Annotated in this window: 24 protein-coding genes and 1 riboswitch; of the genes, 12 read left to right on the plus strand and 12 right to left on the minus strand. The window is 65.6% G+C overall.

Features of this window, described 5'->3' with window-relative positions; all coding sequences use genetic code 11:
- Positions 1-16: 16 nt before the first annotated feature.
- Positions 17-802 (minus strand): MetQ/NlpA family ABC transporter substrate-binding protein, encoded by a 786-nt coding sequence (locus KW845_RS16220; protein ID WP_218370351.1) that lies wholly within the window; start codon positions 800-802, stop codon positions 17-19.
- Positions 803-1,039: 237 nt separating this feature from the next.
- Between KW845_RS16220 and argB the strand changes: the two genes are divergently transcribed.
- The 3 genes from argB to slmA are packed head-to-tail and all read left to right on the plus strand — an operon-like array spanning position 1,040 to position 3,297.
- A complete protein-coding gene (argB, locus tag KW845_RS16225) occupies positions 1,040-1,942 on the plus strand; it encodes an acetylglutamate kinase (RefSeq protein WP_218370352.1) in 903 nt (300 codons plus the stop codon).
- Positions 1,942-2,688 carry a pyrimidine 5'-nucleotidase gene (locus KW845_RS16230; RefSeq protein WP_218370354.1) on the plus strand — a complete coding sequence of 249 codons (747 nt, stop codon included), beginning with the start codon at positions 1,942-1,944 and terminating at the stop codon, positions 2,686-2,688. The genes argB and KW845_RS16230 overlap by 1 nt, the downstream gene beginning before the upstream one ends.
- A gap of 36 nt (positions 2,689-2,724) precedes the next feature.
- Positions 2,725-3,297 carry a nucleoid occlusion factor SlmA gene (slmA, locus tag KW845_RS16235; RefSeq protein WP_218370356.1) on the plus strand — a complete coding sequence of 191 codons (573 nt, stop codon included), beginning with the start codon at positions 2,725-2,727 and terminating at the stop codon, positions 3,295-3,297.
- A gap of 130 nt (positions 3,298-3,427) precedes the next feature.
- Here the strand turns inward: slmA and rodA are convergent, their stop codons facing one another.
- From rodA to KW845_RS16260, 5 genes are all read right to left on the minus strand, one after another.
- On the minus strand, positions 3,428-4,564 hold the full coding sequence (gene rodA / locus KW845_RS16240; RefSeq protein ID WP_218370358.1) for a rod shape-determining protein RodA: 1,137 nt from the start codon (positions 4,562-4,564) through the stop codon (positions 3,428-3,430).
- Entirely contained in the window at positions 4,561-6,630 is a 2,070-nt protein-coding gene (gene mrdA, locus KW845_RS16245; RefSeq protein WP_218370359.1) for a penicillin-binding protein 2, read from the minus strand. The genes rodA and mrdA overlap by 4 nt, the downstream gene beginning before the upstream one ends.
- A gap of 27 nt (positions 6,631-6,657) precedes the next feature.
- On the minus strand, positions 6,658-7,224 hold the full coding sequence (mreD, locus tag KW845_RS16250) for a rod shape-determining protein MreD (protein ID WP_218370360.1): 567 nt from the start codon (positions 7,222-7,224) through the stop codon (positions 6,658-6,660).
- The gene (gene mreC, locus KW845_RS16255) at positions 7,211-8,095 is read right to left on the minus strand and encodes a rod shape-determining protein MreC (protein ID WP_218370361.1); all 885 of its coding nucleotides are present in this window, start codon (positions 8,093-8,095) and stop codon (positions 7,211-7,213) included. The genes mreD and mreC overlap by 14 nt, the downstream gene beginning before the upstream one ends.
- A gap of 78 nt (positions 8,096-8,173) precedes the next feature.
- Positions 8,174-9,217: a rod shape-determining protein gene (locus KW845_RS16260; protein WP_218370362.1), complete on the minus strand. Its 1,044-nt coding sequence runs from the start codon at positions 9,215-9,217 to the stop codon at positions 8,174-8,176.
- Positions 9,218-9,442: 225 nt separating this feature from the next.
- On the opposite strand from KW845_RS16260, the gene gatC reads away from it, so the two are divergent.
- The 4 genes from gatC to KW845_RS16280 all read left to right on the plus strand — a co-directional run bounded on the left by gatC (position 9,443) and on the right by KW845_RS16280 (position 13,922).
- Positions 9,443-9,751, plus strand: coding sequence for an Asp-tRNA(Asn)/Glu-tRNA(Gln) amidotransferase subunit GatC (gene gatC, locus KW845_RS16265; RefSeq protein WP_218370363.1), 309 nt, complete (start codon positions 9,443-9,445; stop codon positions 9,749-9,751).
- Between the two features lie 3 nt (positions 9,752-9,754).
- A complete protein-coding gene (gatA, locus tag KW845_RS16270; protein ID WP_218370364.1) occupies positions 9,755-11,293 on the plus strand; it encodes an Asp-tRNA(Asn)/Glu-tRNA(Gln) amidotransferase subunit GatA in 1,539 nt (512 codons plus the stop codon).
- On the plus strand, positions 11,290-12,747 hold the full coding sequence (gene gatB / locus KW845_RS16275; protein ID WP_218370365.1) for an Asp-tRNA(Asn)/Glu-tRNA(Gln) amidotransferase subunit GatB: 1,458 nt from the start codon (positions 11,290-11,292) through the stop codon (positions 12,745-12,747). The genes gatA and gatB overlap by 4 nt, the downstream gene beginning before the upstream one ends.
- A 194-nt stretch (positions 12,748-12,941) precedes the next feature.
- Entirely contained in the window at positions 12,942-13,922 is a 981-nt protein-coding gene (locus tag KW845_RS16280; RefSeq protein WP_218370367.1) for a tripartite tricarboxylate transporter substrate-binding protein, read from the plus strand.
- A gap of 3 nt (positions 13,923-13,925) precedes the next feature.
- On the opposite strand, the gene pyrE is transcribed toward KW845_RS16280, so the two are convergent.
- Complete coding sequence (pyrE, locus tag KW845_RS16285) at positions 13,926-14,603, minus strand: orotate phosphoribosyltransferase (protein ID WP_218370369.1); 678 nt, start codon at positions 14,601-14,603, stop codon at positions 13,926-13,928.
- 152 nt (positions 14,604-14,755) lie between these two features.
- Between pyrE and KW845_RS16290 the strand changes: the two genes are divergently transcribed.
- Both KW845_RS16290 and gdhA read left to right on the plus strand, forming a co-directional pair.
- Positions 14,756-15,544: an exodeoxyribonuclease III gene (locus tag KW845_RS16290; RefSeq protein ID WP_218370371.1), complete on the plus strand. Its 789-nt coding sequence runs from the start codon at positions 14,756-14,758 to the stop codon at positions 15,542-15,544.
- Between the two features lie 425 nt (positions 15,545-15,969).
- Complete coding sequence (gdhA, locus tag KW845_RS16295; protein ID WP_218370372.1) at positions 15,970-17,313, plus strand: NADP-specific glutamate dehydrogenase; 1,344 nt, start codon at positions 15,970-15,972, stop codon at positions 17,311-17,313.
- Positions 17,314-17,481: 168 nt separating this feature from the next.
- Here the strand turns inward: gdhA and KW845_RS16300 are convergent, their stop codons facing one another.
- From KW845_RS16300 to KW845_RS16320, 5 genes are all read right to left on the minus strand, one after another.
- Positions 17,482-18,054, minus strand: a complete 573-nt coding sequence (locus KW845_RS16300) for a trimeric intracellular cation channel family protein (protein WP_370628268.1) — start codon at positions 18,052-18,054, stop codon at positions 17,482-17,484.
- Between the two features lie 111 nt (positions 18,055-18,165).
- Positions 18,166-19,371, minus strand: a complete 1,206-nt coding sequence (locus KW845_RS16305; protein WP_370628240.1) for a muropeptide transporter — start codon at positions 19,369-19,371, stop codon at positions 18,166-18,168.
- A 172-nt stretch (positions 19,372-19,543) separates the two neighbouring features.
- Positions 19,544-20,158: a methionine biosynthesis protein MetW gene (metW, locus tag KW845_RS16310; RefSeq protein WP_218370376.1), complete on the minus strand. Its 615-nt coding sequence runs from the start codon at positions 20,156-20,158 to the stop codon at positions 19,544-19,546.
- Entirely contained in the window at positions 20,155-21,444 is a 1,290-nt protein-coding gene (locus KW845_RS16315) for a homoserine O-acetyltransferase (RefSeq protein ID WP_218370378.1), read from the minus strand. The genes metW and KW845_RS16315 overlap by 4 nt, the downstream gene beginning before the upstream one ends.
- A riboswitch (SAM riboswitch) is annotated at positions 21,434-21,513 on the minus strand. (Overlaps the previous gene by 11 nt.)
- A gap of 214 nt (positions 21,514-21,727) precedes the next feature.
- A complete protein-coding gene (locus KW845_RS16320; RefSeq protein ID WP_218370380.1) occupies positions 21,728-22,486 on the minus strand; it encodes a GntR family transcriptional regulator in 759 nt (252 codons plus the stop codon).
- Positions 22,487-22,656: 170 nt separating this feature from the next.
- Here KW845_RS16320 and KW845_RS16325 point away from each other — a divergent pair, with 170 nt between their 5' ends.
- From KW845_RS16325 to KW845_RS16335, 3 genes are all read left to right on the plus strand, one after another.
- Positions 22,657-22,938 (plus strand): UxaA family hydrolase, encoded by a 282-nt coding sequence (locus tag KW845_RS16325; protein ID WP_012247438.1) that lies wholly within the window; start codon positions 22,657-22,659, stop codon positions 22,936-22,938.
- A 43-nt stretch (positions 22,939-22,981) separates the two neighbouring features.
- On the plus strand, positions 22,982-24,157 hold the full coding sequence (locus KW845_RS16330) for a UxaA family hydrolase (protein ID WP_218370382.1): 1,176 nt from the start codon (positions 22,982-22,984) through the stop codon (positions 24,155-24,157).
- Between the two features lie 167 nt (positions 24,158-24,324).
- On the plus strand, positions 24,325-25,338 hold the full coding sequence (locus tag KW845_RS16335) for an ABC transporter substrate-binding protein (protein ID WP_218370384.1): 1,014 nt from the start codon (positions 24,325-24,327) through the stop codon (positions 25,336-25,338).
- Positions 25,339-25,387 lie beyond the last annotated feature (49 nt).

Genomic DNA, 25,387 nt, shown 5'->3' on the forward strand with positions numbered 1-25,387 from the left:
GCCTGGCCGGAACAGATCAGAAGGCGGGCACCACGGCGCCCTTGTACTTGTCCTGGATGAACTGCTTCACCTCGGGCGTGTGCAAGGCATCGACCAGCTTCTTGATGGCCGGCGAATCCTGGTTGTCTTGGCGCGCAGCCACCAGGTTCGCGTAGGGCGAATCGGCGCCCTCGATGAAGAGCGCATCTTTGGTGGGCACCAGGCCCGCTTCCAGCGCGTAGTTGGTATTGATGAGCGCCAGCGCCACGTCATCAAGCGCGCGCGGCAGCATGGCGGCCTCGAGCTCGCGGAACTTCAGATTCTTGGGGTTCTCGATGATGTCGAGCGGCGTGGCCACGATATTGGCCGGATCTTTCAGCTTGATGAGGCCCTGCTTTTGCAGCAGCAACAGGGCGCGGCCGCTGTTGGACGGATCGTTCGGAATGGCCACCGTGGCGCCCGACGGCAACTCGGCCACCGACTTGACCTGGCGCGAATAACCGCCGAACGGCTCGACGTGCACCAGGCCCACCGGCACCAGGTGCGCGCCGCGGTCTTTATTGAAGGTGTCCAGGTACGGCTTGTGCTGGAAGAAGTTGGCGTCCAGTTCCTTGTCGACCAGTTGCAGGTTGGGCTGCACGTAGTCGCTGAACACCTTGATATCCAGTTCCACGCCTTCTTTGGCCAGCACGGGCTTGACCACTTCCAGGATCTCGGCGTGCGGCACCTGGGTGGCCCCCACGATGAGTTTTTCGGCATGGGCGGCACCGGCCAGCAAGAAGGCGGACGCCAGCAGGGCCGTCCGGGCAAGAAGGAAGCGCATAGGTAACCTCGTGGGATGGGACTGGGGCGGCCGCCCGGGCCGGACGGGCCGCGGCCGTTGCAAAAACGCCCCCAATTTACCTGAATGGCGGTTATTTGTCGGGCATAACATCATGGGTTTTGGGTATAAGTAATTCGCCCGGACTACAATCTGCCGTATGCTTGCCCTGGCAGCGCCGAGCCCGCGCCGGCGCAGGCATTTTTCCTTTTTCCACTCTTTAGCCGAGCTCCTCTTGCCATGACCGACACCCCCGACCCTGCCGCTGTTTCGTCGCCCGCTATCAAAGCAGCCGTTCTTTCCGAAGCACTGCCGTATATTCGACGATTCCATGGCAAGACCATCGTGGTGAAGTACGGCGGCAATGCCATGACCGAAGAACGCCTGCAGCGCAGCTTTGCCCACGATGTGGTGCTGCTCAAGCTGGTGGGGCTGAACCCGGTGGTCGTGCACGGTGGCGGCCCGCAGATCGATGACGCCCTGCGCCGGATCGGCAAGCAAGGCACTTTCGTGCAAGGCATGCGCGTCACCGATGCCGAGACCATGGAAGTGGTCGAATGGGTGCTGGGCGGACAAGTCCAGCAAGACATCGTCATGATGATCAACGAGGTCGGCGGCAAGGCCGTGGGCCTGACCGGCAAGGACGGCATGTTGATCCAGGCCCGCAAGAAGCTGATGGCCAATAAAGACAATCCCGACGAACCCATCGACATCGGTTTCGTGGGCGACATCACCCTGGTCGAGCCCGCCGTGGTCAAGGCCCTGCAAGACGACCAGTTCATCCCTGTGATCTCGCCCATAGGCTATGGCGAAGACGGCACCGCCTACAACATCAACGCCGACGTGGTGGCCGGCAAGATGGCCGAAGTGCTGGGCGCGGAAAAGCTGCTGATGATGACCAACACCCCGGGCGTGCTGGACAAGGGCGGCAAGCTGCTGCGCAGCCTCTCGGCCCAGACCATCGACGAACTGTTCGCCGACGGCACCATCTCGGGCGGCATGCTGCCCAAGATTGCCTCGTCGCTGGATGCCGCCAAGAATGGCGTGAATTCCGTGCACATCGTCGACGGCCGCGTCCCCCACTGCCTGCTGCTGGAGATCCTGACCGACCAAGGCGTCGGCACCATGATCAGCTCGCACTGATGCAGGTGCATCGCCATCTGCTGCGGCCGGCGGCGCGCCAGCGCCGTTCGCGCCGCATCGCCACGGGCGTGCCCGACCGCCTGTGGCTGTTCGACCTGGACAACACGCTGCACGACACTTCGCACGCCATCTTTCCGCTCATCGACCAGGGCATGACGGCGGCCGTGGCCGAGTCGCTGGGCGTGGACATCGATACCGCCAACCAGTTGCGCGCCCAGTACTGGCGCCGCTACGGAGCCACCGTGATCGGCATGGTGCGCCACCACGGTATCGACGCAAATGCCTTCCTGCGCCGCAGCCACGATTTCGACGTCAAGCCTTTGGTGCGCGCCGAGACCGCCCTGGCGGCCAAGCTGCGCCGACTGCCCGGCCGCAAGGTACTGTTGACCAACGCGCCGTTCCATTACGCGCGCGCCGTGCTGCGGCGCCTGGGCATCCTGCGCCATTTCGACAGCCTGTGGGCCATCGAGCACATGCGCCTGCATGGCGAGTTCCGTCCCAAGCCCTCGCCCGCCCTGCTGCGCTACGTGCTGGCGCGCGAAGGAGTGCCCGCATCACGCGCGGTGCTGGTCGAAGACACCCTGCCGAACCTGCGCGGAGCGCGCCGGGTCGGGCTGCGCACCGTGCATGTGTATCACCCGGGCACGCCGTTTGCATGCGGCGCCAACCACCGGCCGGGCTACGTCGACTTACGGGTAAACTCGGTCAGCGACCTGCTGCTGCGCCGCCGCCCGCTACGCGGCTAGCGCGCTGCCTTCTCTTCCACCCATCATTGTCAGGCCATGGCAAGCAAACCCGGCGAGCGCAAGACCCAGATCCTGCAAACCCTGGCGGAAATGCTGGAACAACCGCACGCGGCCCGCATCACCACGGCCGCCCTGGCCGCACGCATGCAGGTGTCCGAAGCGGCACTGTACCGCCACTTTGCCAGCAAGGCCCAGATGTTCGAGGGCCTGATCGAGTTCATCGAAGTCAGCCTGTTCACCTTGGTCAACCAGATCGCCGCGGCCGAGCCCCACGGCCTGGGGCAGGCACGCAAGACCGTATCGATGCTGCTGGCGTTTTCCGAGCGCAACAAGGGCATGACGCGGGTACTGACCGGCGACGCGCTGGTCACCGAAGACAACCGCCTGCAAGAACGCATCAACCACATCAACGACCGCATCGAGGCCACGCTGAAGCAATCGCTGCGCGTGGCCGTCAGCAACGGCGACCTGGCTCCGGACGCCAACATCACCGCACACGCCAGCCTGCTGACCCACCTGGTACTGGGGCGCTGGCTGCGCTACGCCCAAAGCGGATGGCGCGTGCCCCCGACCGTGCACCTGGATGAACACCTGCGGATGGTGCTGTAGGTTTTTTTGACGAGGCCTTGCGCGCCTACTCGCAACGGCAAGAACCCCGGCCATCCCAGCGATGCGAAAACTTGAGGCCACCCCAGCCCTCAGTGACCGACGTCCCAGAACCACAAGAACCTTCAACCCGCTAGGACTGCTCCCCCCGATGCCGCGAAATACTCATCAATATCCCGCACGCAATCCCCATGGTGAACAGCGCCGTCCCCCCGTAGCTCATGAACGGCAAGGGCACGCCCACCACGGGCAGGATGCCGGTCACCATCCCGACGTTGACGAAGACATAGATGAACACCATCATCGTCAGCGCACCAGCAAGCAAGCGGCCGAACTGCGACGACGCCCGCATGGCGATGGTCAGGCCGCGCGCGATCAGCAACACGTACAGCACCAGCATCGCCACGCCCCCGTACAAGCCGAATTCCTCGGCATACACGGCGAAGATGAAATCAGTGGTGCGCTCGGGGATGAAATCCAGGTGCGTCTGCGTGCCCCGCATGTAGCCCTTGCCGTACAAGCCGCCAGACCCCACGGCGATCATCGACTGGATCGTGTGAAAGCCCTTGCCCAGCGGGTCGGAACTGGGATTGAGCAGCGTGCAGACGCGCTGCTTCTGGTAGTCGTGCAGCAGCACCCAATCGATGCCGGACTGGCATAGCGTGTCTTCGTAGTAGATCAGGGTCCCGATGCCCAGGATGCCGATCACCGCCAGCGGTGCCAACAGCTTGAACGACAGGCCGGCAAAGTAGATGACGCAGAAACCGGCGCCGAACACCAGCAGCGCCGTGCCCAGGTCGGGCTGCAGCACGATCAGGCCGAACGGAGCCGCCAGCATCGCCGCCGCCACCAGGAAGTCGCGGACGCGCACTTCGCCTTCGTGGCGCTGGAAATACCAGGCCAGCATCAACGGCACCGCGATCTTCAGCATTTCAGATGGCTGAATGCGCGTAATGCCCAAGTCCAGCCAGCGCGTCGCGCCCTTGCTGGTTTCGCCGAAGAACTCCACGCCCAGCAGCAGCACCACGCCCACGGCATAGAACGGCAGGGCCAGCCGCATCAGCATCTTGGGCGGCACCAGCGCCATGACCCACATGGCGCAGAAGGCGATCAGGAAATTGCGCGATTGTTCGGCGAAGCGCCAGTCGGTACTACCGACAGCCGAGTGCATGACCGTCAGGCCCAGCGCGGCGAACAGCGCCAGGATGACCAGCAAAGGCCAGTCGAACGCAAGGAATACGCGCGCCAGCAAGGCACCCAGGCGTTTCATGGCTTGTCTCCGGTGGCAGACGACTCGAACAGGTCGGTCAGGTCGGACAACGCCGGCGCGGTCGAAGGCGTGCGCCGCGCCGGCATGGCAGGCGGCTTGGGAGCGGCGGTGGCCTTGGGTGCCGGACGCGGCCTGGGCCCAGGCGCCGGAGGGGCCGGCTGGGCCGCGGTCGTGCCTGGCTCTGTGGACGGCGCGGCGGCCGGCAGCGTGGGCGCAGCCGGCGCCGTCTTGGCCAGCCAGTAGTCGAAGACCTTGCGGGCAATGGGCGCGGCCACGCTTGCGCCCCAGCCGGCGTTCTCGACCAGCAGCGCCAGCGCGATGCGCGGCCGGTCGAAAGGCGCGAAACCCATGAACAGCGCGTGGTCGCGCAAGCGCTCGTCGAGCTCGCTGGCCCGGTACTGCGAACCGCGCAAGCTGAATACCTGCGCGGTGCCGGTCTTGCCGGCAGCCTGGTACGGGGCGCCGGCGAAGGCGAGCCGCGCCGTGCCCGCGCGAACCACATCGGCCATGGCGGCCTTGATGATGTCCACGTTCTGCTGCTTGAGCGGAATGCGGTGCTGCGGTGCCGAAGGCGTCACGCTGGTCTTGCCGGTGCGGGTGTCGCGTACCGCGTGCACCAGGTGGGGCCGCCGGTAGGCACCGCTATTGGCCAGCGTAGAAGTGGCTTGGGCCAATTGCAGCAGCGTGAACGAGTTGTAGCCCTGCCCCACCGCCACCGAGATCGTCTCGCCCGCATACCAGCGCTGCCGTTCGCGTTCTTTGTACGCCTTGCGCTTCCATTCAGTGGACGGCAGCACGCCGGCGCGCTCGCCGTCCAGGTCGATGCCGGTGATCTGGCCGAAGCCGAATTGCTTGGAAAAATCGTGCAGGGCGTTCACGCCGATTTCCGGGCCCAGCGAATAGAAGTAAGTGTCCGACGACACCACGATGGCGCGGTGCATGTCGGTCATGCCATAGGCGGCACCGCCGGCGTTGCGGAACCGCTGGCCGCCGAACTCGTAGTAGCCCGGATCGGAGATACGCTCGGTGGCGCTGCGCACGCCCAGCTCCAGCGCGGCCAGCGCCACGAAGGGCTTGTAGGTCGAACCGATAGGATACGTGCCGTACAGCGGCCGGTTGATCAGGGGATGGTCGGGCGATTCGTTCAGCAGGCGCCAGTTCTCGACATCGATGCCGTCGATGAACAGGTTCGGGTCGAACGACGGCTGCGACACGAAGGCCAGCACTTCGCCGGTATCGGGGTCCAGGGCCACCAGGGCGCCGCGCTGGGTGCCGAACGCTTCCTCGGCGACGCGCTGCAAGTCCAGGTCGATGGACAACATGATGTCGGAACCGGGCACCGGATCGATGCGGCGCAGCGTGCGCACCGGGCGCCCGCTGGCGGTGACCTCGACCTCTTCGACGCCGGTCTGGCCGTGCAATTGCTGTTCCCAGCTTTTCTCGATGCCCTTCTTGCCGATGACATCGGTACCGCGGTAGTTGCCCAGCTGGCCGGCGTTTTCCAGGGCCTCGATGTCGTTGTCGGCGATGCGGCCGATATAGCCCACCACGTGGCCGGCCGTGGCGCCCTGGGGGTATTCGCGCACCCAGCGGGCCCGCAGCTCGACGCCGGGGAATTCAAAAGCATGGGCCGCGAACCAGGAGGCCTCGGTTTCGTTCAGGTTATTGCGCAGCACCAGGCTGGCATAGCGGCTGGATTCGACCACGCGGCGCTTGAAGCGGCGCAGGTCGCCCGGGCTGACGTACACAATGGGCGTCAGGCGGTCGAGCAGCGCATCGACGTCGCCGGCCTGGGCCGGCACCACTTCGAGCGTATAAGTGCGGTAGTTGCGCGCCATGACCTGGCCGTTGCGGTCCAGGATCTCGCCGCGCCGCGGCGCGATCGGCACCACCGCGATGCGGTTGCGGTCGGCGCGTTCGGACAGCCCTTCGTAGCGGTCGACCTGCAAATACCAGAAGCGGCCCACCAGCACGCCAAAGCAGGCCAGCGCGAACACGCCGCCCACCCAGGCGCGCAACCTGAATCGCTGCTTCTGCTGTTGGCCGGTTTTCTTGAACTCGAACATGGGCGGGGCCTGTCGTGAAAACAGGCCCTAAACGGATGACGATTCGACGTCGTCGGTGCCGCGCTGCGGCAGGTGCAGCACCCAGCCGGCCAGCGGCCAGATCGCTACAGTGAGCAACACGCCCAGGGTCCAGTCCCAGCCCGGCCATTTGCCGGCCAGCCAGGCAAGCAGCATCTGCTGCACCAGCCGCGCCACAAAGAACACTGGCAGCATGTGCATGGCCTGGCTCCAGGGGTCGAAGCGCTGCAGGCGGCGATGCAACGCCACCGCCCCATAGGCCACCAGCGTATACGACAGCGCATGCCCGCCCAGCACGCTGGCATCGTGCACATCCAGCAGCAAGCCGAAGCAGAATGCCGCCACCAGGCCAACCCGGCGAGGTTCATGCACGCACCAGAAGGCCAGCACCAATAGCAGGATGTCGGGCGCGCCGTCCCATACCCGCCAGGGCAGCAGCGACAGCAGCCAGGCCAGCAGCAGCGTGCCCCAGACAAACGCCCCGTGCGCCGGGCGCGCAAGGCGCTCGGGACGTACATTGCTGGGCGTACCCAGGCGGCGCGGGGCCTGCTGTGCCGCCTGGTTATTGCGATCCACCGGTATCGGCCTCTTGAAGATTTGATTGCGCGCGTGCCACGTCGACCTGCAACACCAGGAAATGGCGGTAGCGCTCGGGATGGGCCAGGGGTTCGCAAATGGCGCGCGCGAATCCCGATGCGGTATCGCGCTCGACCGTCAGCACCTTGGCCACTGGCAGGCCGGCGGGAAACAGCCCGCCGACGCCACTGGTAACGATGATATCCCCTTCCTTGATGTCGGCATTGGCGGCCAGGTAGCGCACTTCGATGCGGCCCGGCGCATTCGAGCCGAAAGCGATCAGGCGCAGGCCATTGCGCAGCACCTGTACCGGCACGGACACGCGTTCGTCGGTGACCAGCGCGGCTTCCGCCGCCATGGGCGTGACGCGCACGATCTGGCCCACCACCCCGCCTTCGTCGATGACCGGCATGCCCGGGGCCAGCCCGGCCTGGCTGCCCTTGTTGAACACCAGCCGCTGTTGGAAGCTGTTGGCCGGCTCGTACAGCACTTCGACCACCACGGCCGCCTGGTCGACAGTATCGGTCACGCCCAGCAGGCGCCGCAACTGGGCGTTCTCGGCGGCCAGTTGCGCGGCGTGGCTCGCCACCTGCGACAGCTCGATGCGCTGGCGCTGCAGGGCCTCGTTTTCAGTGCGGATGCGGCTGGCGGCATTGAACCATTCATTGAACTGCTGGGCCAGGTCGCGCGGCGCCATGACGGCCCGCTGGAACGGGTACAGGCCCACGGCCACCGCGCGCCGCAGGGGTTCGAGGACGTGGAATTGTGAATCGAGAACCAGCAGGGCCAGCGACAGGGCGACCATGACGGCCAACCGGACTTCGGCCGGCGGGCCGCGCCTGAACAGCGGTGGAGACCCTTGTCGTTGCATGAATACCGAACCCAGGCGTCAGCCCGAAACCGCTGCGCCGGGCAGCGCCGGCGAGGCGGCGCCGGCCGGCGGGACGGACTAATCGTTGATGAAAATAGCGCCCAGTTTCTCTAGGTGCTCGAGCGCCTCGCCGCAGCCGCGCACCACGCAGGTCAGGGGGTCTTCGGCCACCACGACCGGCAAGCCGGTTTCTTCCTGGAGCAGGCGGTCGAGATCGCGCAACAGCGCGCCGCCGCCGGTCAGGGCAATGCCCTTGTCGGTGATGTCGGCCCCCAGCTCGGGCGGGGTCTGTTCCAGCGCGATCTTGACCGCCGAGACGATCTGGTTGAGCGGATCGGTGAGCGATTCCAGGATTTCGTTGGAGGACACCGTGAAGCTGCGCGGCACGCCCTCGGCCAGGTTGCGGCCCTTGACCTCGATTTCGCGTACTTCGGAACCGGGGAACGCCGAGCCGATTTCTTTCTTGATGAGTTCGGCGGTGGGTTCGCCGATGAGCATGCCGTAGTTGCGGCGGATATAGTTGACGATGGCCTCGTCGAACTTGTCGCCACCGACCCTTACCGAGCCCTTGTACACCATGCCGCCCAGCGAGATCACCGCGACTTCGGTGGTGCCGCCGCCGATATCGACCACCATCGAGCCGCTGGCGTCGGACACCGCCAGGCCGGCACCGATGGCCGCGGCCATGGGCTCTTCGATCAGGTACACGTGCGAGGCGCCCGCGCCCAGCGCGGACTCGCGGATGGCCCGGCGTTCGACTTGCGTGGAGCCGCAGGGTACGCACACGATGATGCGCGGGCTGGGCGCCAGCATGTTGCGCGGGTGGACCATGCGGATGAACTGCTTGAGCATCTGCTCGGTTACCGTGAAATCGGCGATGACGCCGTCTTTCATGGGGCGGATGGCTTCGATGTTGCCGGGCACGCGGCCCAGCATCTGCTTGGCCTCGCGGCCGACGGCCTGAATGATTTTCTTGCCATTCGGGCCGCCTTCATGGCGGATGGCGACCACCGACGGTTCGTCGAGCACGATGCCCTTGCCCCGGACGTAGATCAGCGTGTTGGCGGTACCGAGGTCGATCGCCATATCGCTGGAAAAATAACTGCGCAGGAATCCGAACATGGGAGCTCAGCGAAAATCAGGAAATTAGGGCCGGACTGCTGGCGGCGGGCGGCAAGCCAGGCCCGCCGGTCGAGTGCAGCGATTAAACCGTGAATGATAACTTATAATTTCACCGGAAATAGCGCATAAATGCGGGCTATTCATGGTTTGTCACAGGGCCGGGCAGTGTAAAACCCGGACCTTGCACGCCCGCCCGCCCACCTTCGATTTTTCTCTGCTTCCCACATGGCGCTCAACGAACAAGACGTGGCCCGCATTGCCCGGCTGGCCAGAATTGAATTGACTCCCGACCAGCGCAATCGCGCCCAGGACGAACTCAACGGCATCCTTCACCTGATCGAGCGGCTGCAGGCCGCCGATACCCAGGGCGTAGAGCCGCTGGCCCACCCCCTGTCGGCCCACCAGGACATCACCTTGCGCCTGCGCCCGGATGCGGTCACCGAGACGGCCTCGGAAGCGCGCCGGGCCGAGCTGCTGGCCAATGCGCCGGACGCCCGCGACGGCCTGTTCCTGGTTCCCAAGGTCATCGAATAAGCCATGACGACTTCCGCCCTGCATACCCAATTCGGCGGCATCGCCGAACTGCGCGCCGCGCTTGCCCAGCGCCAGGTCAGCGCCCGCGAACTGGCGCAAAGCGCCCTGGACGCGGCCGCCGCTGCCAGCGCCCTGAACAGTTTCCTGCACATCGACGAGGCCCTGACGCTGGCGCAGGCCGATGCGGCCGATGCCGCCCTGGCTGCCGGCACGGCCGGGCCTCTGGCCGGCGTGCCCATCGCCCATAAAGACGCCTTTGTCACCCGCGGCTGGCGCACTACCGCCGGCAGCAAGATGCTCGAGGGCTACGCCAGCCCCTTCGACGCCACCGTGGTGCAGCGCCTGCAGGCCGCCGGCGCCGTCTCGGTGGGCAAGCTCAATTGCGACGAATTCGCCATGGGCTCGGCCAACGAGAACTCGGCCTACGGGCCGGTGCGCAACCCCTGGGACCACGCGGCCGTGCCCGGCGGTTCGTCGGGCGGCTCGGCCGCCGCGGTGGCGGCCCGCCTGGTGGCGGCCGCCACGGGCACCGACACCGGCGGCTCGGTACGCCAGCCGGCGGCCCTGTGCGGCGTCAGCGGCATCAAGCCCACATATGGCACCGTGTCGCGCTTCGGTATCGTGGCCTTCGGCTCCAGCCTGGACCAGGCCGGCCCGCTGGCCCCCAGCAGCCGCGACCTGCTCGAACTGCTCGACCCCATGAGCGGTTTCGACCCCCACGACGCCACCAGCCTGGAAACCTGCGACGGCACGCCCAACGTGCCGGGCCGCATCCGCGCCGCCTACGACGCCGCGCAAGCCGGCTACGATGCGGCCGGCAGCCAGCCCCTGAAGGGCCTGCGCATCGGCGTGCCGCAAGAATATTTCGGTGCCGGCCTGGCGCCCGACGTGGCCGCGGCGGTCGAAGCCGCGCTGGCCCGGTTCGAGGCCCTGGGGGCCCAACGCGTAGCGGTGTCGCTGCCGCGCACCGAACTGGCCATCCCGGCTTACTACGTGATCGCGCCGGCCGAAGCGTCCAGCAACCTGGCCCGCTACGACGGCGTGCGCTACGGGCACCGCGCGGCCGAATATGCCGACCTGAACCAGATGATCTCGCGCTCGCGCGCCGAGGGCTTCGGCGACGAGGTCAAGCGCCGCGTGCTGATCGGCACCTACGTGCTGTCCCACGGCTACTACGACGCCTACTACCTGCAGGCCCAGCGGGTGCGCCGCCTGATCGCGCAAGACTTCCAGCGCGCCTATGCCGACCAGTGCGACGTGATCATGGGCCCGGTGACCCCCACCGTGGCCAAGAACCTGGGCGACAATCGCGACGACCCCACCGCCGACTGGCTGGCCGACGTCTACACGCTGGGCGTCAGCCTGGCGGGCCTGCCGGCGATGTCCATCCCTTGCGGTTTTAGTGCGCCCCCACGCCCCATCGGCCTGCAGATCATCGGCAACTACTTCGACGAAGGCCGCCTGCTGGCCATCGCCGACCGCTATCAACAAGTCACCGACTGGCACCGCCGCGTGCCCGGCCAGCAAGGCACCGAGCAATGAACTGGGAAATCGTCATCGGCCTGGAAACGCACACCCAGCTTTCCACTGACGCCAAGATCTTTTCGGGCAGCAGCACCCGCTTCGGCGCCGCGCCCAACACACAGGCCAACGTGGTCGACCTGGCGCTGCCCGGCAGCCTGCCCGTGATGAACCGCGGGGCCGCCGAGCGCGCCATCCGCTTCGGGCTGGCGGTCGGCGGCACGGTGGCACCGCGCTCGGTATTCGCCCGCAAGAACTACTTCTACCCCGACCTGCCCAAGGGCTACCAGATCAGCCAGTACGAGTTGCCGGTGGTGCTGGGCGGAACCGTCTCGTTCTTCGTGGGTGAAGAAGAAAAAACCATCAACCTGACGCGCGCCCACCTGGAAGAAGACGCCGGCAAATCGCTGCACGACGACTTCGCGCTGGCCAGCGGCGCCCCGGCCAGCGGCATCGACCTGAACCGCGCCGGCACGCCGCTGCTGGAAATCGTGACCGAACCCGAAATGCGCTCGGCCGCCGAGGCGGTAGCCTATGCGCGCGCGCTGCACAGCCTGGTGGTATGGCTGGGCATCTGCGACGGCAACATGCAGGAAGGGTCGTTTCGCTGCGATGCCAACGTATCGGTGCGCCCGGCAGGCCAGAAAGAATTCGGCACGCGTACCGAGGTCAAGAACGTCAATTCCTTCCGCTTCCTGGAACGGGCCATCCTGTTCGAGGCACGCCGCCAGATCGAACTGATCGAAGACGGCGGCACAGTGGTGCAGGAAACCCGCCTGTACGACGCCGACCGCGACGAAACGCGCAGCATGCGCAGCAAGGAAGATGCGCACGACTACCGCTATTTTCCCGACCCCGACCTGCCACCGCTGGTGATCTCGCCCGAATGGGTCGAGCAGGTGCGCGCCCAGATGCCCGAACTGCCGGCGGCCTTGCGCGCCCGGTTCGAGCGCGACTACGGCCTGTCGGCCTACGATGCGGCCCAGTTGTCGGCCAGCCGCGGCCTGTCCGCCTACTTCGAAGACGCGGCGCGGGCATTGCCGGCCGGCCAGGCCAAGCAGGCGGCCAACTGGATCATGGGTGAACTTGCCGCCGGCCTCAACCGCGAAGAGAAAGACATCGCCGACGCGCCGGTGCAGGCCTCCGCCCTGGCCGCCCTGATCGCCCGCATCGCCGACGGCACCATTTCCAACAAGATCGCGCGCGACGTGTTCGCGGCCATGTGGGCCGGCGAGCACGGCGGCCAGCCCGACGCCATCATCGAGGCGCGCGGCCTGAAGCAGATCAGCGACACCGGTGCCATCGGTGCCATGATCGACGAGGTGCTGGCGGCCAACCCGGCCATCGTGGACGAATACCGCGCCGGCAAGCAGAAGGCGTTCAACTCGCTGGTCGGCCAGATCATGAAAGCCGCCAAGGGCAAGGCCAATCCGCAGCAGGTCAACGAACTGCTCAAGCAGAAGCTCGATAGCTGAAAAAAGCCCGGGCGGCCGCCCGGGCGCCAGCCACAGCAGGGTTTACCCTGCTTCGCGCTTCTCAAATCCGAACTTTCACAAAGCTGAATAGCCGATCTCGCTGATTCGCGGAAGAATAATGTCGGGGCCAGTTGCGCACAGCAGCCCGGGCCATGGGCCCACCCCAAGACATAACGCGAACACCAGGAGATAGGATGAATTTTCGCCAACCGCTCACCGCTGCCCTGTCGGTAATCACGCTTTCGATCGCCTCGGCAGCCTACGCGGCCGACTACCCCACGCGCCCGATCACGCTGATAGTGCCCTTCGCCGCGGGCGGCCCCACCGACGTCGTGGCGCGCACGCTGGGCAACGAACTCAGCAAGGAACTCGGCCAGCCCATCGTGGTCGAGAACCGCACCGGTGCGGGCGGCACGCTTGCGGCAACCTTCGTGGCCAACGCCGAGCCCGACGGCTACACCTACCTGATCCACCACAACGGCATGGCCACGGCCACGGCGCTGTATCCGAACTTGAAGTTCGACCCGCTGAAAAGCTTCGCCTACGTGGGTGAAGTCGTCGATGTGCCCATGACGCTGCTGGGCCGCAAGAGCCTGCCGCCCAACAACATGGCGGAATTCATCCAGTACGCCAAGAGCAACGCCGACAAGATCAACCTGGCCAATGCCGGCCCCGGCGCGGTATCGCAGCTTTGCGGATCACTGCTGCAGCAGGCCCTGGGCGTGAAGTTCACCACGATCCCGTACCAGGGCACCGGCCCTGCGATGGCCGCGCTGCTGGGCGAACAGGTCGACGTGCTGTGCGACCAGACCACCCAGACCATTCCGCACATCGCGGCCGGCAACGTGAAGTTCTACGGCGTCACCACGCACGACCGCATTTCCAAGCTGCCCGACGCCCCCACCCTGGAAGAACAAGGGCTGAAGGGCTTCGAGGTCAAGGTGTGGCATGGCATCTACGCGCCGGCGGGCACTCCCGCCGAATCCGTTGCCACTTTCAACAAGGCGCTGCAGACGGCGCTGCAGTCTCCGGCATTCACCGGCAAGATGGCCGACCTGGGCGCGGAAATCGTGTCCAAAGACCGCCAGACGCCCGAGTCGCTGCAAAAATGGGTGAAGTCCGAAATCGACAAATGGACCCCCGTGCTCAAGGCCGAGGGCATGAACGTCAACTAGGCGCTACAGGATGCCGTACTTGGCCCGGTAGGCCAGTACGGCGTCGCGGTTGCCGGCGAATTGCGCGTCGTGCTGCAGCAGGGCCAGGATATCGGCCAGCGATGCGATGCTGACCACTGGCATGCCGTAGGTCTTGGCCACATCTTGCACGGCCGAATGCGGCGACAGGGCATCGTCGGGCCCGGCACGCTCTTGGCGGTCGAGGGCAATGAGCACGGCGGCCGGCTCGGCACCGGCGGCGCGGATGATCTCGACCGATTCCCGCACCGAGGTACCAGCGGTGATCACGTCGTCGATGATGACCACCTTGCCCTGCAGCGAGGCCCCCACCAGGGTGCCGCCTTCGCCATGGTCTTTGGCTTCTTTGCGGTTGAACGCGAACGGCACGTCGCGCCCTTTCATGGCGGGGTGGCCGGCCAGCGCCACGGCCGTGGCAGTGGCCAGCGGAATGCCTTTGTACGCGGGCCCGAACAGCATGTCGAAGGCCACGCCCGAATCCAGCAGCGCCTGGGCGTAGAACTGTGCCAGCCGGCCCACCGAGGCACCGCTGTTGAACAGCCCCGCATTGAAAAAATAGGGGCTGATGCGGCCCGACTTGACCTTGAAGCTGCCAAAGCGCAGCACACCCTCGTCAAGGGCGAAACGGACGAAGTCGGTAGAAGTGGCAGAATCGGCGGCCATGCGACGGGGTTTCCGGAAAACGAGAAGAGAGCAGCATTTTAGCTGCCTTCGTCCCGCGCTTTGCCAGAGGCCGGCTTGCGCCAGCCGTGCATCAGTCGGTTAAATTCGGCGCTTGGACCGGCGCCGGCCGGCCGCTTTTCAGGAGTTCCGTCGTGCTGCGCATTACCTCGATCAACCTCAATGGCATCCGCTCGGCCTTTCGCAAGGGCCTGCAACCCTGGATGCAGGCCCACGGCGCCGATGTGCTTTGCCTGCAGGAAATCAAGGTCTCCCACGAAGACCTGACCGAAGACCTGCGCCACCCGCCCGGCTATACCGGGCATTTCTGCCATGCGATCAAAAAGGGCTACAGCGGCGTGGGCATGTACTTGCGCAATACCGCCGAGCGCGTGCAAACCGGGCTGAACTGCGAAGAATTCGATGCCGAAGGCCGCATCATCCGCGCCGACTGGAAGAACCTGTCGGTCATCAGCGCCTACCTGCCCTCGGGGTCCAGCGGCGATGAACGCCAGCAGGCCAAGTACCGTTTCCTGGATGTGTTCGGCCCCTGGCTGGACGAGATGATGGATGAACACAAGAAAACCGGCCGCGAATTCGTGATCTGCGGCGACTGGAACATCGCGCACAAGGAAATCGACCTGAAGAACTGGAAAGGCAACCTGAAAAACTCGGGCTTCCTGCCCGAAGAGCGGGCCTGGCTGACCGAAGTGTTCGACCGGCGCGGCTTCGTGGACGTGTTCCGTACCCTGGACGAACGCCCCGACCAATACACCTGGTGGAGCAACCGCGGCCAGGCCTGGGCCAAGAACGTAGGATGGCGTATCGACTACCAGATCGCCACGCCGGGCATCGCCGCCCGTGCCCGCGGCGCCGCCATCTACAAAGACGAGCGTTTCAGCGACCACGCACCGCTGACCATCGACTACGACATCACCTTATAGGCTTGGTTGCCCGGCCCCGTGTTTAAAAAATTGGGGCCATATTATTGGCATGAGCAGGGCGCCCGGCCCGGCCTGCCCTGCCCGCCCAGCAAGCCGGCGCCGCGGCAATGGCACGGCGGCCGTCCTGCGCTCCGCGTCAAAAATATAGGGACGGTTTTATTCACCCAGGGAAATTGCGCCACGGCATGTTGGCCGCAGCCCGTTCTGCGGCCCTTGAAAGCACCGGCGGAATTATGCGTCCCCAATATCAACCAGCCGCAACACCAATATCCATGCGGGTTTGCGGGCAGCGCCATTTTGCGCGGCCTTCCCGTTGCTCGTACAATTCCGCACCGAGCCAGTGCAATCGCGCACTGGCTTGGACCCTACTCGCACCATATCCGGGCAACCTTGCACCGGTTTGCGGCGTTCCCCAGGAGACCCGAGTGAAACTGCAGAGTCTTGACGACTTTCTGCGCCAGGTCGCTGCGCGCGACCCGCAGCAACCCGAATTCATGCAAGCCGTGCACGAAGTGATGGCCAGCCTGTGGCCTTTTCTTGAGCAACACCCCCATTACGCCGAGCACGCCCTGCTCGAACGGCTGGTCGAACCCGAGCGCGTGATCCAGTTCCGCGTGTGCTGGACCGACGACCGAGGCCAAGCCCACGTCAACCGCGGCTTCCGCGTGCAACACAGCTCGGCGATCGGCCCGTTCAAGGGCGGCATGCGCTTTCATCCGTCGGTAAACCTGTCGGTGCTGAAGTTCCTGGGTTTCGAGCAAACCTTGAAAAACGCCCTGACCACGCTGCCCATGGGCGGCGGCAAGGGCGGCTCGGACTTCGACCCCAAGGGCAAGTCCGACAGCGAGGTCATGCGCTTCTGCCAGGCGCTGATGCTCGAACTGCACCGCCACCTGGGGCCCGACACCGATGTGCCGGCCGGCGACATGGGCGTGGGTGCCCGCGAAGTCGGCTTCATGGCCGGCATGATGAAAAAACTGTCCAACTCGGCTGCCAGCACCTTCACCGGCAAGGGCCTGACCTTTGGCGGCAGCCTGATCCGTCCCGAAGCCACCGGCTATGGCACGGTGTACTTTGCCGAAGAAATGCTCAAGCGCGAAGGCTTGTCGTTCGACGGCTTGCGCGTGTCGGTCTCGGGCTCGGGCAACGTGGCGCAGTACGCGATCGAGAAAGCCATGACGCTGGGGGCCCGCGTGGTCACCGTGTCTGATTCCGACGGCACAGTGGTCGACGAGGCCGGCTTCACCCACGAGAAGCTGGGTGCGCTGATGCACCTGAAGAACGACCTGCGCGGCCGCCTGGCCGAGTACGCCGGGCAGTTCAAGCTGAACTACGTCGCGGGCAAGCGCCCCTGGCACGTGCCGGTGGACGTGGCACTGCCCTGCGCCACCCAGAACGAACTGGAACTGGAAGACGCCCGCACGCTGATCGCCAATGGCGTGAAGTGCGTGGCCGAAGGCGCCAACATGCCGTCTACCCTGGATGCCGCCAAGGCATTCATCGAGGCGGGCGTGCTGTACGCGCCGGGCAAGGCCAGCAATGCGGGCGGCGTGGCAGTGTCGGGCCTGGAAATGAGCCAGAACGCCATCCGCCTGGCCTGGACGCGCGACGAAGTCGACCAGCGCCTGCACGCCATCATGCGCGACATTCATGAAAACTGCGTGCGCCACGGCCAGGGCCGCGGCACGGCGGTCAACTACCTGGATGGCGCCAACATCGCCGGCTTCGTGAAAGTGGCCGACGCGATGCGGCAGCAGGGCTTGTATTAAGGCCCCCCCCCGAAGCGCTGCGCGCTTCCCCCCCAGGGGGGCGACGCTGGCGGACCGGCGGAGCCGGCTCCGCTGCGTCCCCGGTCTGGGTGCACCTGTTCATTCTCGAGTGAGTCGTACTTTGAACTACTGATACGCGGGCAAGGCCGGGCACTGCACCGCAATGGTTCAATGCCAGTCGTCGCGGTACACGAAGCGTGGCATCTGCCAATTGAAGCGCAGCGCCAGCAAGCGGAAAGCCAGGCCCACCACCAGCGCCACCGGCACCGCGGCATTGGGCGACAAGCCAGTTGCCAGCAAGCCCATATACAGGCCACCGGTCACCAGGGACACGCTGGCGTAGAGCTCTTTGCGAAACAGCAGGGGCACGTCGTTGCACAGCACGTCCCGCAGCACGCCTCCCGCGCAGCCCGTGATCATGCCGCTGATCAGCACGATGCTGATCGGCAGCTGCATCTGCTGCGCGACCTTGCAGCCGATGATGGTGAAGGCCACCAGCCCCACCGCGTCCAGCAGCAAGAACAGGCTGCGCAGGCGCCGCATCAGCGGCGCCCCCAGCGCGGTCAGCAGCGCGGCGCCGGCCGTCATGCCCAGATATTCGGGGTGCGCCACCCAGGTCAGCGGGTAATGGCCCAGCAGCACATCGCGCAAAGACCCGCCGCCCAGCGCCGTCACGCAGGCGATGATGCACACTCCCATCCAGTCCATGTCGCGGCGGCCCGCGGCCAGCGCAGCCGTCATGGCCTCGGCCACGATGGCCACCAAGTACAGAGAATGCAGCAACAATGTGGACGTTTCAACGTGCATGGGCAACCTCGAAGACACCGCGCACAGCCGGGGCGGGCTCGCGCGTCAGGCCGACGGCTCCAGCGCGTCGATGGTACGGCGCTGGTTCCAGAGCAACAACAAGCCCGGCAGCGCGATGGCCACCGTCAGCAGGAAGAAACCCGGCCAGCCCAGCCAGTGCACCAGCGGCGGCGTCAGGGGGCCGGCCAGGTAGATGCGGCCCACGGCCGACAGGGCCGACAGCAAGGCGAATTGCGTGGCTGAAAAGCGCTGCTGGCACAACGCCATCAGCAGCGCCACGAACGATGCGGTACCCAGGCCGCCGCACAGGTTCTCGATACCCACCGCGGCGCCCATCAGCCAGATGCTCTTGGGGCTGACGGCGATCACCCAGTAACCCAGGTTGGAAACGGCCTGCAAGATGCCGAAGGCCATCAGCGAACGATACAGCCCCCAGCGTGCCATCAGCGAACCGCCGGCCAGCGCGCCGACGATAGTGGCGACCAGCCCCAGCACCTTGTTGACGGTGCCCACTTCGGTCGGGTCGAAGCCGGCGCCGCGGATCAGGAAGGTCGTGGACAATGCCCCCGCAAAGGCATCGCCCAGCTTGTACAGCACGATCAGCGCCAGCACGGTATAGGCGCCGCGCCGGCTGAAGAATTCACGGAATGGCTCGACCACCGCCAGGCCCAGGCTGCGCGGCGCGGTGGCGGGCTGTTCGGGTTCGGGCGCCCACAAGGTGGCCAGCGCGCAGGCCAGCATTATCGCGCCCATCAACACGTAGGTCGCGCCCCAGCCCAGCCACTGGTCGGCCAGGATCAGCGCCAGCCCGCCGGACACCACCATGGCCAGCCGATAGCCCAACACCTTGATGGCCGCCCCCGCCCCCCGTTCTTCGCGGCGCAGCACGTCGGTGCAATAGGCGTCGAAGGCAATGTCCTGGGTGGCCGAGAAAAACGCCACCGCCACAGCCAGCAAGGCCAGCGGCAACAGGGCCGAGGCCGGCGACAGCGCGCCCATGGCCATGATGGTGGCCGCCAGCAGTATCTGCGTAACCAGCATCCAGCCGCGCCGGCGCCCCAGTACCGGGGGCACGTAGCGGTCGACCAGCGGCGCCCACAGGAACTTCAGCGTGTAGGCCGATCCCACCAGCGTCAGGAAACCGATTTCTTCCAGCGACACGCCATCGACCGTGGCCCACGCCTGCAAGGTTCCCCCGGTAAGGGCCAGCGGCAACCCGCTGGCAAAGCCCAGCACCAGCAAAGGCGCCACCCGGCGGCTGAAATAGACATGGGATGCGGCGGAAATAGAGGGCTCCTGGCAACGACGGCGCGGCGGGCGCCGGACACGGCATATTAACCAATGGCCGCCGGCCGGCGGTGCGCTGCCCCAGTGTCAGCCGCTCGCCGCGCGCCGCCGCGCAGCGCTTCAGGGGTGGGCCCCTTCAGGCCGCGTACCGATATACCGCCAGAGTGCTGCGCCAGCCCGGCAGCACGGTGATCTCGCGGTCTTCGTGGAATGTGGCGCGTTCGAGTATGCGCAGCCCAAGCTCACCGGCCAGGCGTTCGAAATCGCGCAAGGTGCACAGGTGGATGTTGGGCGTGTTGTACCACTGGTAAGGCATCTGCCCGGTCACGGGCATGCGCCCACGCAAGATCGACCAGCCGTGCGGCCAGTAGCCGAAGTTGGGGAATGACACGATGCCGTAGCGCGCCACCCGCGCCATCTCGCGCAGGATATGCTCGGTGCGATGCATGGACTGCAGCGTCTGCGACAGCACCACGGTATCGAACTGCTTGTCGTCGAACAAGGCCAGGCCGTCTTCCAGGTTTTGCTGGATCACCTCGACGCCGCGGCCCACGCAGGCAATGACATGGTGGTCGTCGATCTCGACACCCGCGCCGCGCACCTGGCGCTGGTCGCGCAGGTAGGCCAGCAACGCACCATCGCCGCAACCCAGGTCGAGCACCCGGCTGCCAGGCTCGATCCAGCTGGCGATGCGGACCAGGTCGGGACGCATCCCGGCCGTGCGTCCGGAACGGGCGGAAACGGGACTCATGCGGGATATCCTTCAGCGCAGGCCGGCACGGCCGCCGGCTCGGTTGACGGGGCTGCGGCCAGGGCCGCCGTCGCGGGTTCGCCCAGGCCCAGTTCGCGAGCAATGCGGTCGTAGTAGCCACGCACCACGGCGTGATAGCGCGCGTCGTCGAGCAAGAAGGCATCATGGCCGTGCGGCGCGTCGATCTCGGCATAAGTCACCGGGCTGCCGTTCTTGAGCAATGCGCGCACGATCTCGCGCGAACGCTCGGGCGGAAAGCGCCAGTCGGTAGAGAACGACACCAGCAGGAAATCGGCCTGCGCCGGCGCCAACGCGCGCGCCAGGTCGCCGCCGGTGCCGCGTGCCGGATCGAAGTAATCCAGCGCACGGGTGATCAGCAGGTAAGTATTGGCGTCGAAATAGCGCGTGAATTTCTCGCCCTGGTAGCGCAGGTACGATTCGACCTCGAACTCGACGTCGTAGCCGTAGCGATACGCGCCGCCTTCGGCCGGCTCGCGCTGGGTACGGCCGAATTTCTCGGCCATGTCATCGTCGGACAGGTACGTGATGTGGCCCAGCATGCGCGCCACCGACAGGCCGCGGCGCGGCACGGTGTTGTGCGCGTAATAGTCGCCGCCGTGGAAGTCGGGGTCGGTGATGATGGCGCGCCGCGCCACTTCATTGAAACCGATGTTCTGCGCCGACAGGCGCGGCGTGCTGGCAACCACGATGCAGTGGGCGACCCGTTCGGGACAGGTGATGGCCCAGCTGAGGGCCTGCATGCCGCCCAGCGATCCGCCCATGACGGCCGCGAAACGCTCGATGCCGAAATAGTCGGCCAGGCGTGCCTGGGCGTGTACCCAATCTTCGACCGTCAGCACGGGAAAGGCGGCACCCCAGGGATGGCCGGTGGCCGGGTTGATGCTGGCCGGCCCGGTGGAGCCGAAACAAGATCCCAGGTTGTTGACGCCAATCACGAAATAGCGATTGGTATCCAGGGACTTGCCCGGGCCCACCATGTTGTCCCACCAGCCGATATCGGTGGGATCGTCGACGGCCAGGCCGGCGACGTGGTGGGACGCATTCAGGGCATGGCAAACCAGCACGGCGTTGGTGCGCTGCGCGTTGAGCGTGCCGTAGGTCTCGACCGCCAGTTCGTACGATTGCAGCGATTGGCCACCGGCCAAGGGCAGCGGTTCGTCGAAGCGGATCAGCTGGGGAGTGACGATGCCAACCGAACCAGGTTCGGCTGGAGTGATGGCGCCGGGGGCAAGCCCCCCGGCCGGATCAAGGGCGGGAGCGGTCATACGGACCTCTTTAGCTGGATTTATAGAGGCGCCCGCAAGCGGATCAGGCAAATCGGCGCCGGTTTAAGTGGTAAGAGTTTAGCATTGCCTGCAGGGGTGGAGGCCCGTGACTGGGGGGTGCCGCGGGCAGTGGGGCGGCTGGCGGCCTGCAGTGATGCCAGGTGTCAGGCTCCGCAGGTGCCTGACACCCTACGATGGAGACAGTCGTGGCACACAAGGGTGTCAGGCACCTGCGGAGCCTGACACCTGGAAACAGCCAGGAATGGCACCGTTGCGGCGGCGCTTACACGGCCAGGGCGCCACCGGGTTCCTGGCCCAGATATTCGTAGGCGGCGGTGTTCACTCGGGAAATGCGCCATTCCACGGGCTGGCGGTTGTACGAGTAGGCGACACGGCGGATTTCCAGCAGGGGGGTGTGTTCGGCCACGCCCAGCCAGTCGGCATGCGCGGTGTCGGCCAGGCAGACGCGCAGGCGTTCGTCGGTGGCGATGACGTTCACGCCGAAGACGTCCTGGTACAGCGCATACAGGGTGCTGGGCCGCTCGCGCAGGTGGTGTTCGGCCATGCCGGGAAAGCGGGACTCGGGCAGGCAGATGTCGTCGGCCATCACCACGTCGCCGTTCAGCGACAGCACGTTCGAGAACTCGTATACGTAGGCGCCCGCCGGCAGCCCCAGGTGTTCGCGCGTGACGGCGGTGGCGCGCACGCGGCGAAAGCGCAGTAGTTGCGTAGAGGGATACGACTTGTGGCCGTCCTGGCGCAGGATGCGGAAGAACTTGAAGAAATGGTGGTTGCGCGTGTGCACGGCCACATACGTGCCGCGCCCCTGGTGGCGCACCAGGATGTTCTCGGCGGCCAGTTCGTCGATGGCCTTGCGCAGGGTGCCGATGGATACGCCGAAACGCTCGGCCAGGGTTTTCTCGGGGGGCACGGCGTCGCCCTGCTTCCATTCCCCCCGCGCCAGCGCCGCAAGCACCGCCTGCTTGACCTGGGTGTACAGGGGACTGCCAAGGGGAACAGTCGTCGTCGAGGTGTTTTTCATGGCGGAACCGGATTGAAGAGGCCGAATTGTAGCGGCGCATCACGTCGCAATCCAAATCATACAACTCATATATATGATTTAGTTGACGTCAATGTGCCACGCGCCTAAGATGCGACGAACCGGCCCCGGACCGAGCAACCTGGGCGGCCATCACACCAGAGAGGACAACAATGATTCACGCCGTATTGCACGATGCGAAAGACACGGTGGCGGTCGCCGTCGTGGAAGGCCTGAAGGCGGGCACCGAACTGAATGCCTGGATCATGGATGAAGACAAGATCATCCATCTGAAGGCGCTGCAGGACATTCCCATTGGCCACAAGGTGGCCCTGAAAGACATGGCGGTCGGCGACACGGTGTTCAAGTACGGCACCGACATCGGCAAGGTGGTCGAACCCATCAAGGCGGGCCAGCACGCCCACGTCCATAACATCAAGACCAAGCGCTGGTAAGCGGCGGCGGTCTTCATTACCGACTACACATATAGGAAACGCCATGGCCATCGTCAATGCTTCGACCACTTTCCAGGGATACCGCCGCGATAACGGACGTGTCGGCGTGCGCAATCACGTCATCGTCCTGCCGGTGGACGATATCTCGAATGCCGCCGCCGAAGCCGTCGCCAACAACATCAAGGGCACCCTGGCCCTGCCCCACCCGTACGGGCGCCTGCAGTTCGGCGAAGACCTGGAACTGCACTTCCGCACCCTGATCGGCACGGGCTGCAATCCCAACGTGGCCGCCGTCATCGTCATCGGCATCGAAGAAGGCTGGACCAAGCGCGTCGTCGACAGCATCGCCGCGACCGGCAAGCCCGTGGCCGGCTTCAGCATCGAACTGCACGGCGACCTCGACACCATCATGCGGGCCTCGCGCCAGGCCAAAGAATTCGTGCACTACGCCACCGCCCTGCAACGCACCGAATGCCCCATCGCCGACCTGTGGGTATCGACCAAGTGCGGCGAGTCGGACACCACTTCGGGCTGTGGCGCCAACCCCACCGTGGGCAACGCCTTCGACAAGCTGTACGCACTGGGCAGCACCCTGGTGTTCGGCGAGACCACCGAACTGACGGGCGGCGAGCACATCGTGGCCGAACGCTGCGCCAATGACGCGGTGCGCGAACGGTTCATGTTCATGTTCAACCGCTACCAGGAAGTGATAGACCGCTGGAAAACCAGCGACCTGTCCGAATCGCAGCCCACCAAGGGCAACATCGCCGGCGGCCTGACCACCATTGAAGAAAAGGCACTGGGCAACATCCAGAAAATCGGCAAGAAGTGCCGCGTGGACGGGGTGCTGGACAAGGCCGAGATTCCCACCGGCAAGGGCCTGTGGTTCATGGATTCGTCGTCGGCCGCTGCCGAGATGGTGACACTGTGCGCGGCTTCGGGCTACGCTGTGCACTTCTTTCCCACCGGCCAGGGCAATGTCATCGGCAACCCCATCCTGCCCGTCATCAAGATCTGCGCCAACCCGCGCACGGTGCGCACCATGGGCGAACACGTGGATGTCGACACCTCGGCATTGCTGCAGCGTGAAATCGACCTGGACCAGGCCGGCGACAAGTTGCTGGAATGCATGCTGGCCACCGCCAACGGCCGCTGGACCGCCGCCGAAGCGCTGGGGCACCGCGAATTCGTGCTGACGCGCCTGTACGAAAGCGCCTGACCGAAGCCAACGAGGTTTACCGAAGATGTACGCAGTCCGCATGGATCCGGCCCGCTTGACCGCCGGGCCTTGAAAACAATATGCGGCGTACGCCGCACCGGCGCACAGAATGCCGGGCCCGTACGCCGCCGTACGCCTATCCAGGCGCAATCCCCAAGGAGGAAGACATGAAGCGATTTACGCGTATTGCATCGGCCGCCTGCCTGTCGGCCGGCATGTTGCTGGGCACGACGGCCCGCGCCGAGGTATCGGAGCTGACCGTCGCCGTGCAGCCGGGCATCAGCTATTTGTCGCTGATGGTCATGCAGGATGAAAAGCTGATTGAAAAGCACGCCAAGCAGGCCGGCATCGACGACCTGGAGGTGAAATGGTCGCGCTTTGCCGGGGGCAACGTCATGAACGAAGCCGTGCTGTCGGGCAGCCTGCATTTCGCCTCGGGCGGAGTGGGCCCGCTGGTGACCATGTGGGCGCGCACGCGCGGCAACTTGAACGTGAAGGCGGTATCGGCCATCAATGCCATGCCGCTTTACCTGAACTCGCGCAACCCCCAGGTCAAGTCCATCAAGGACCTGACCGAGAAAGACCGGATTGCCCTGCCCGCCGTGCGGGTGTCGATCCAGGCCGTGACCCTGCAGATGGCGGCCGAGCAGGCGTTCGGCAAAGGCCAGCAGAACCGGCTGGACAAGCTGACGGTATCGCTGTCGCACCCCGACGGCATGACGGCGCTGCTGTCCGGGTCGAGCGAGATCACGGCGCATTTCACCTCGCCGCCCTTCCAGGACTTCGAACTGAAACAACCCGGCATCCATCGCATTCTCAGCTCTTATGAGGTGCTGGGCGGCCCCGCCACCTTCAACCTGGTATGGACCACCGAGAAATTCCACAAAGAGAACCCCAAGGTCTATGCGGCTTTCGTGGCGGCGCTGCAGGAAGCCACCGACAAGATCAACAACGACAAGACCTGGGCGGCCCAGGCTTATTTGCGCCTGGCCAATGACAAGCGCACCAAGCTGGAAGACGTGGTCGAGATCCTGAACAACCCCGATATCTCGTACACGCTGACGCCGAAGAACATCATGAAGTACGTGGATTTCATGCATAAGGTGGGGTCGATCAAAACCATGCCCGACTCCTGGAAAGACCTGTTCTTTCCCAACGCCCAGCAACTCGAGGGTAGCTGAGCGCCGCATCGAACCCAGCCCCGGCCCGTGGCCGGGGCGGCAAACAGGA

The sequence above is a fragment of the Bordetella sp. BOR01 genome (assembly GCF_019218885.1).
Classification (GTDB): Bacteria; Pseudomonadota; Gammaproteobacteria; order Burkholderiales; family Burkholderiaceae_B; genus Bordetella_A.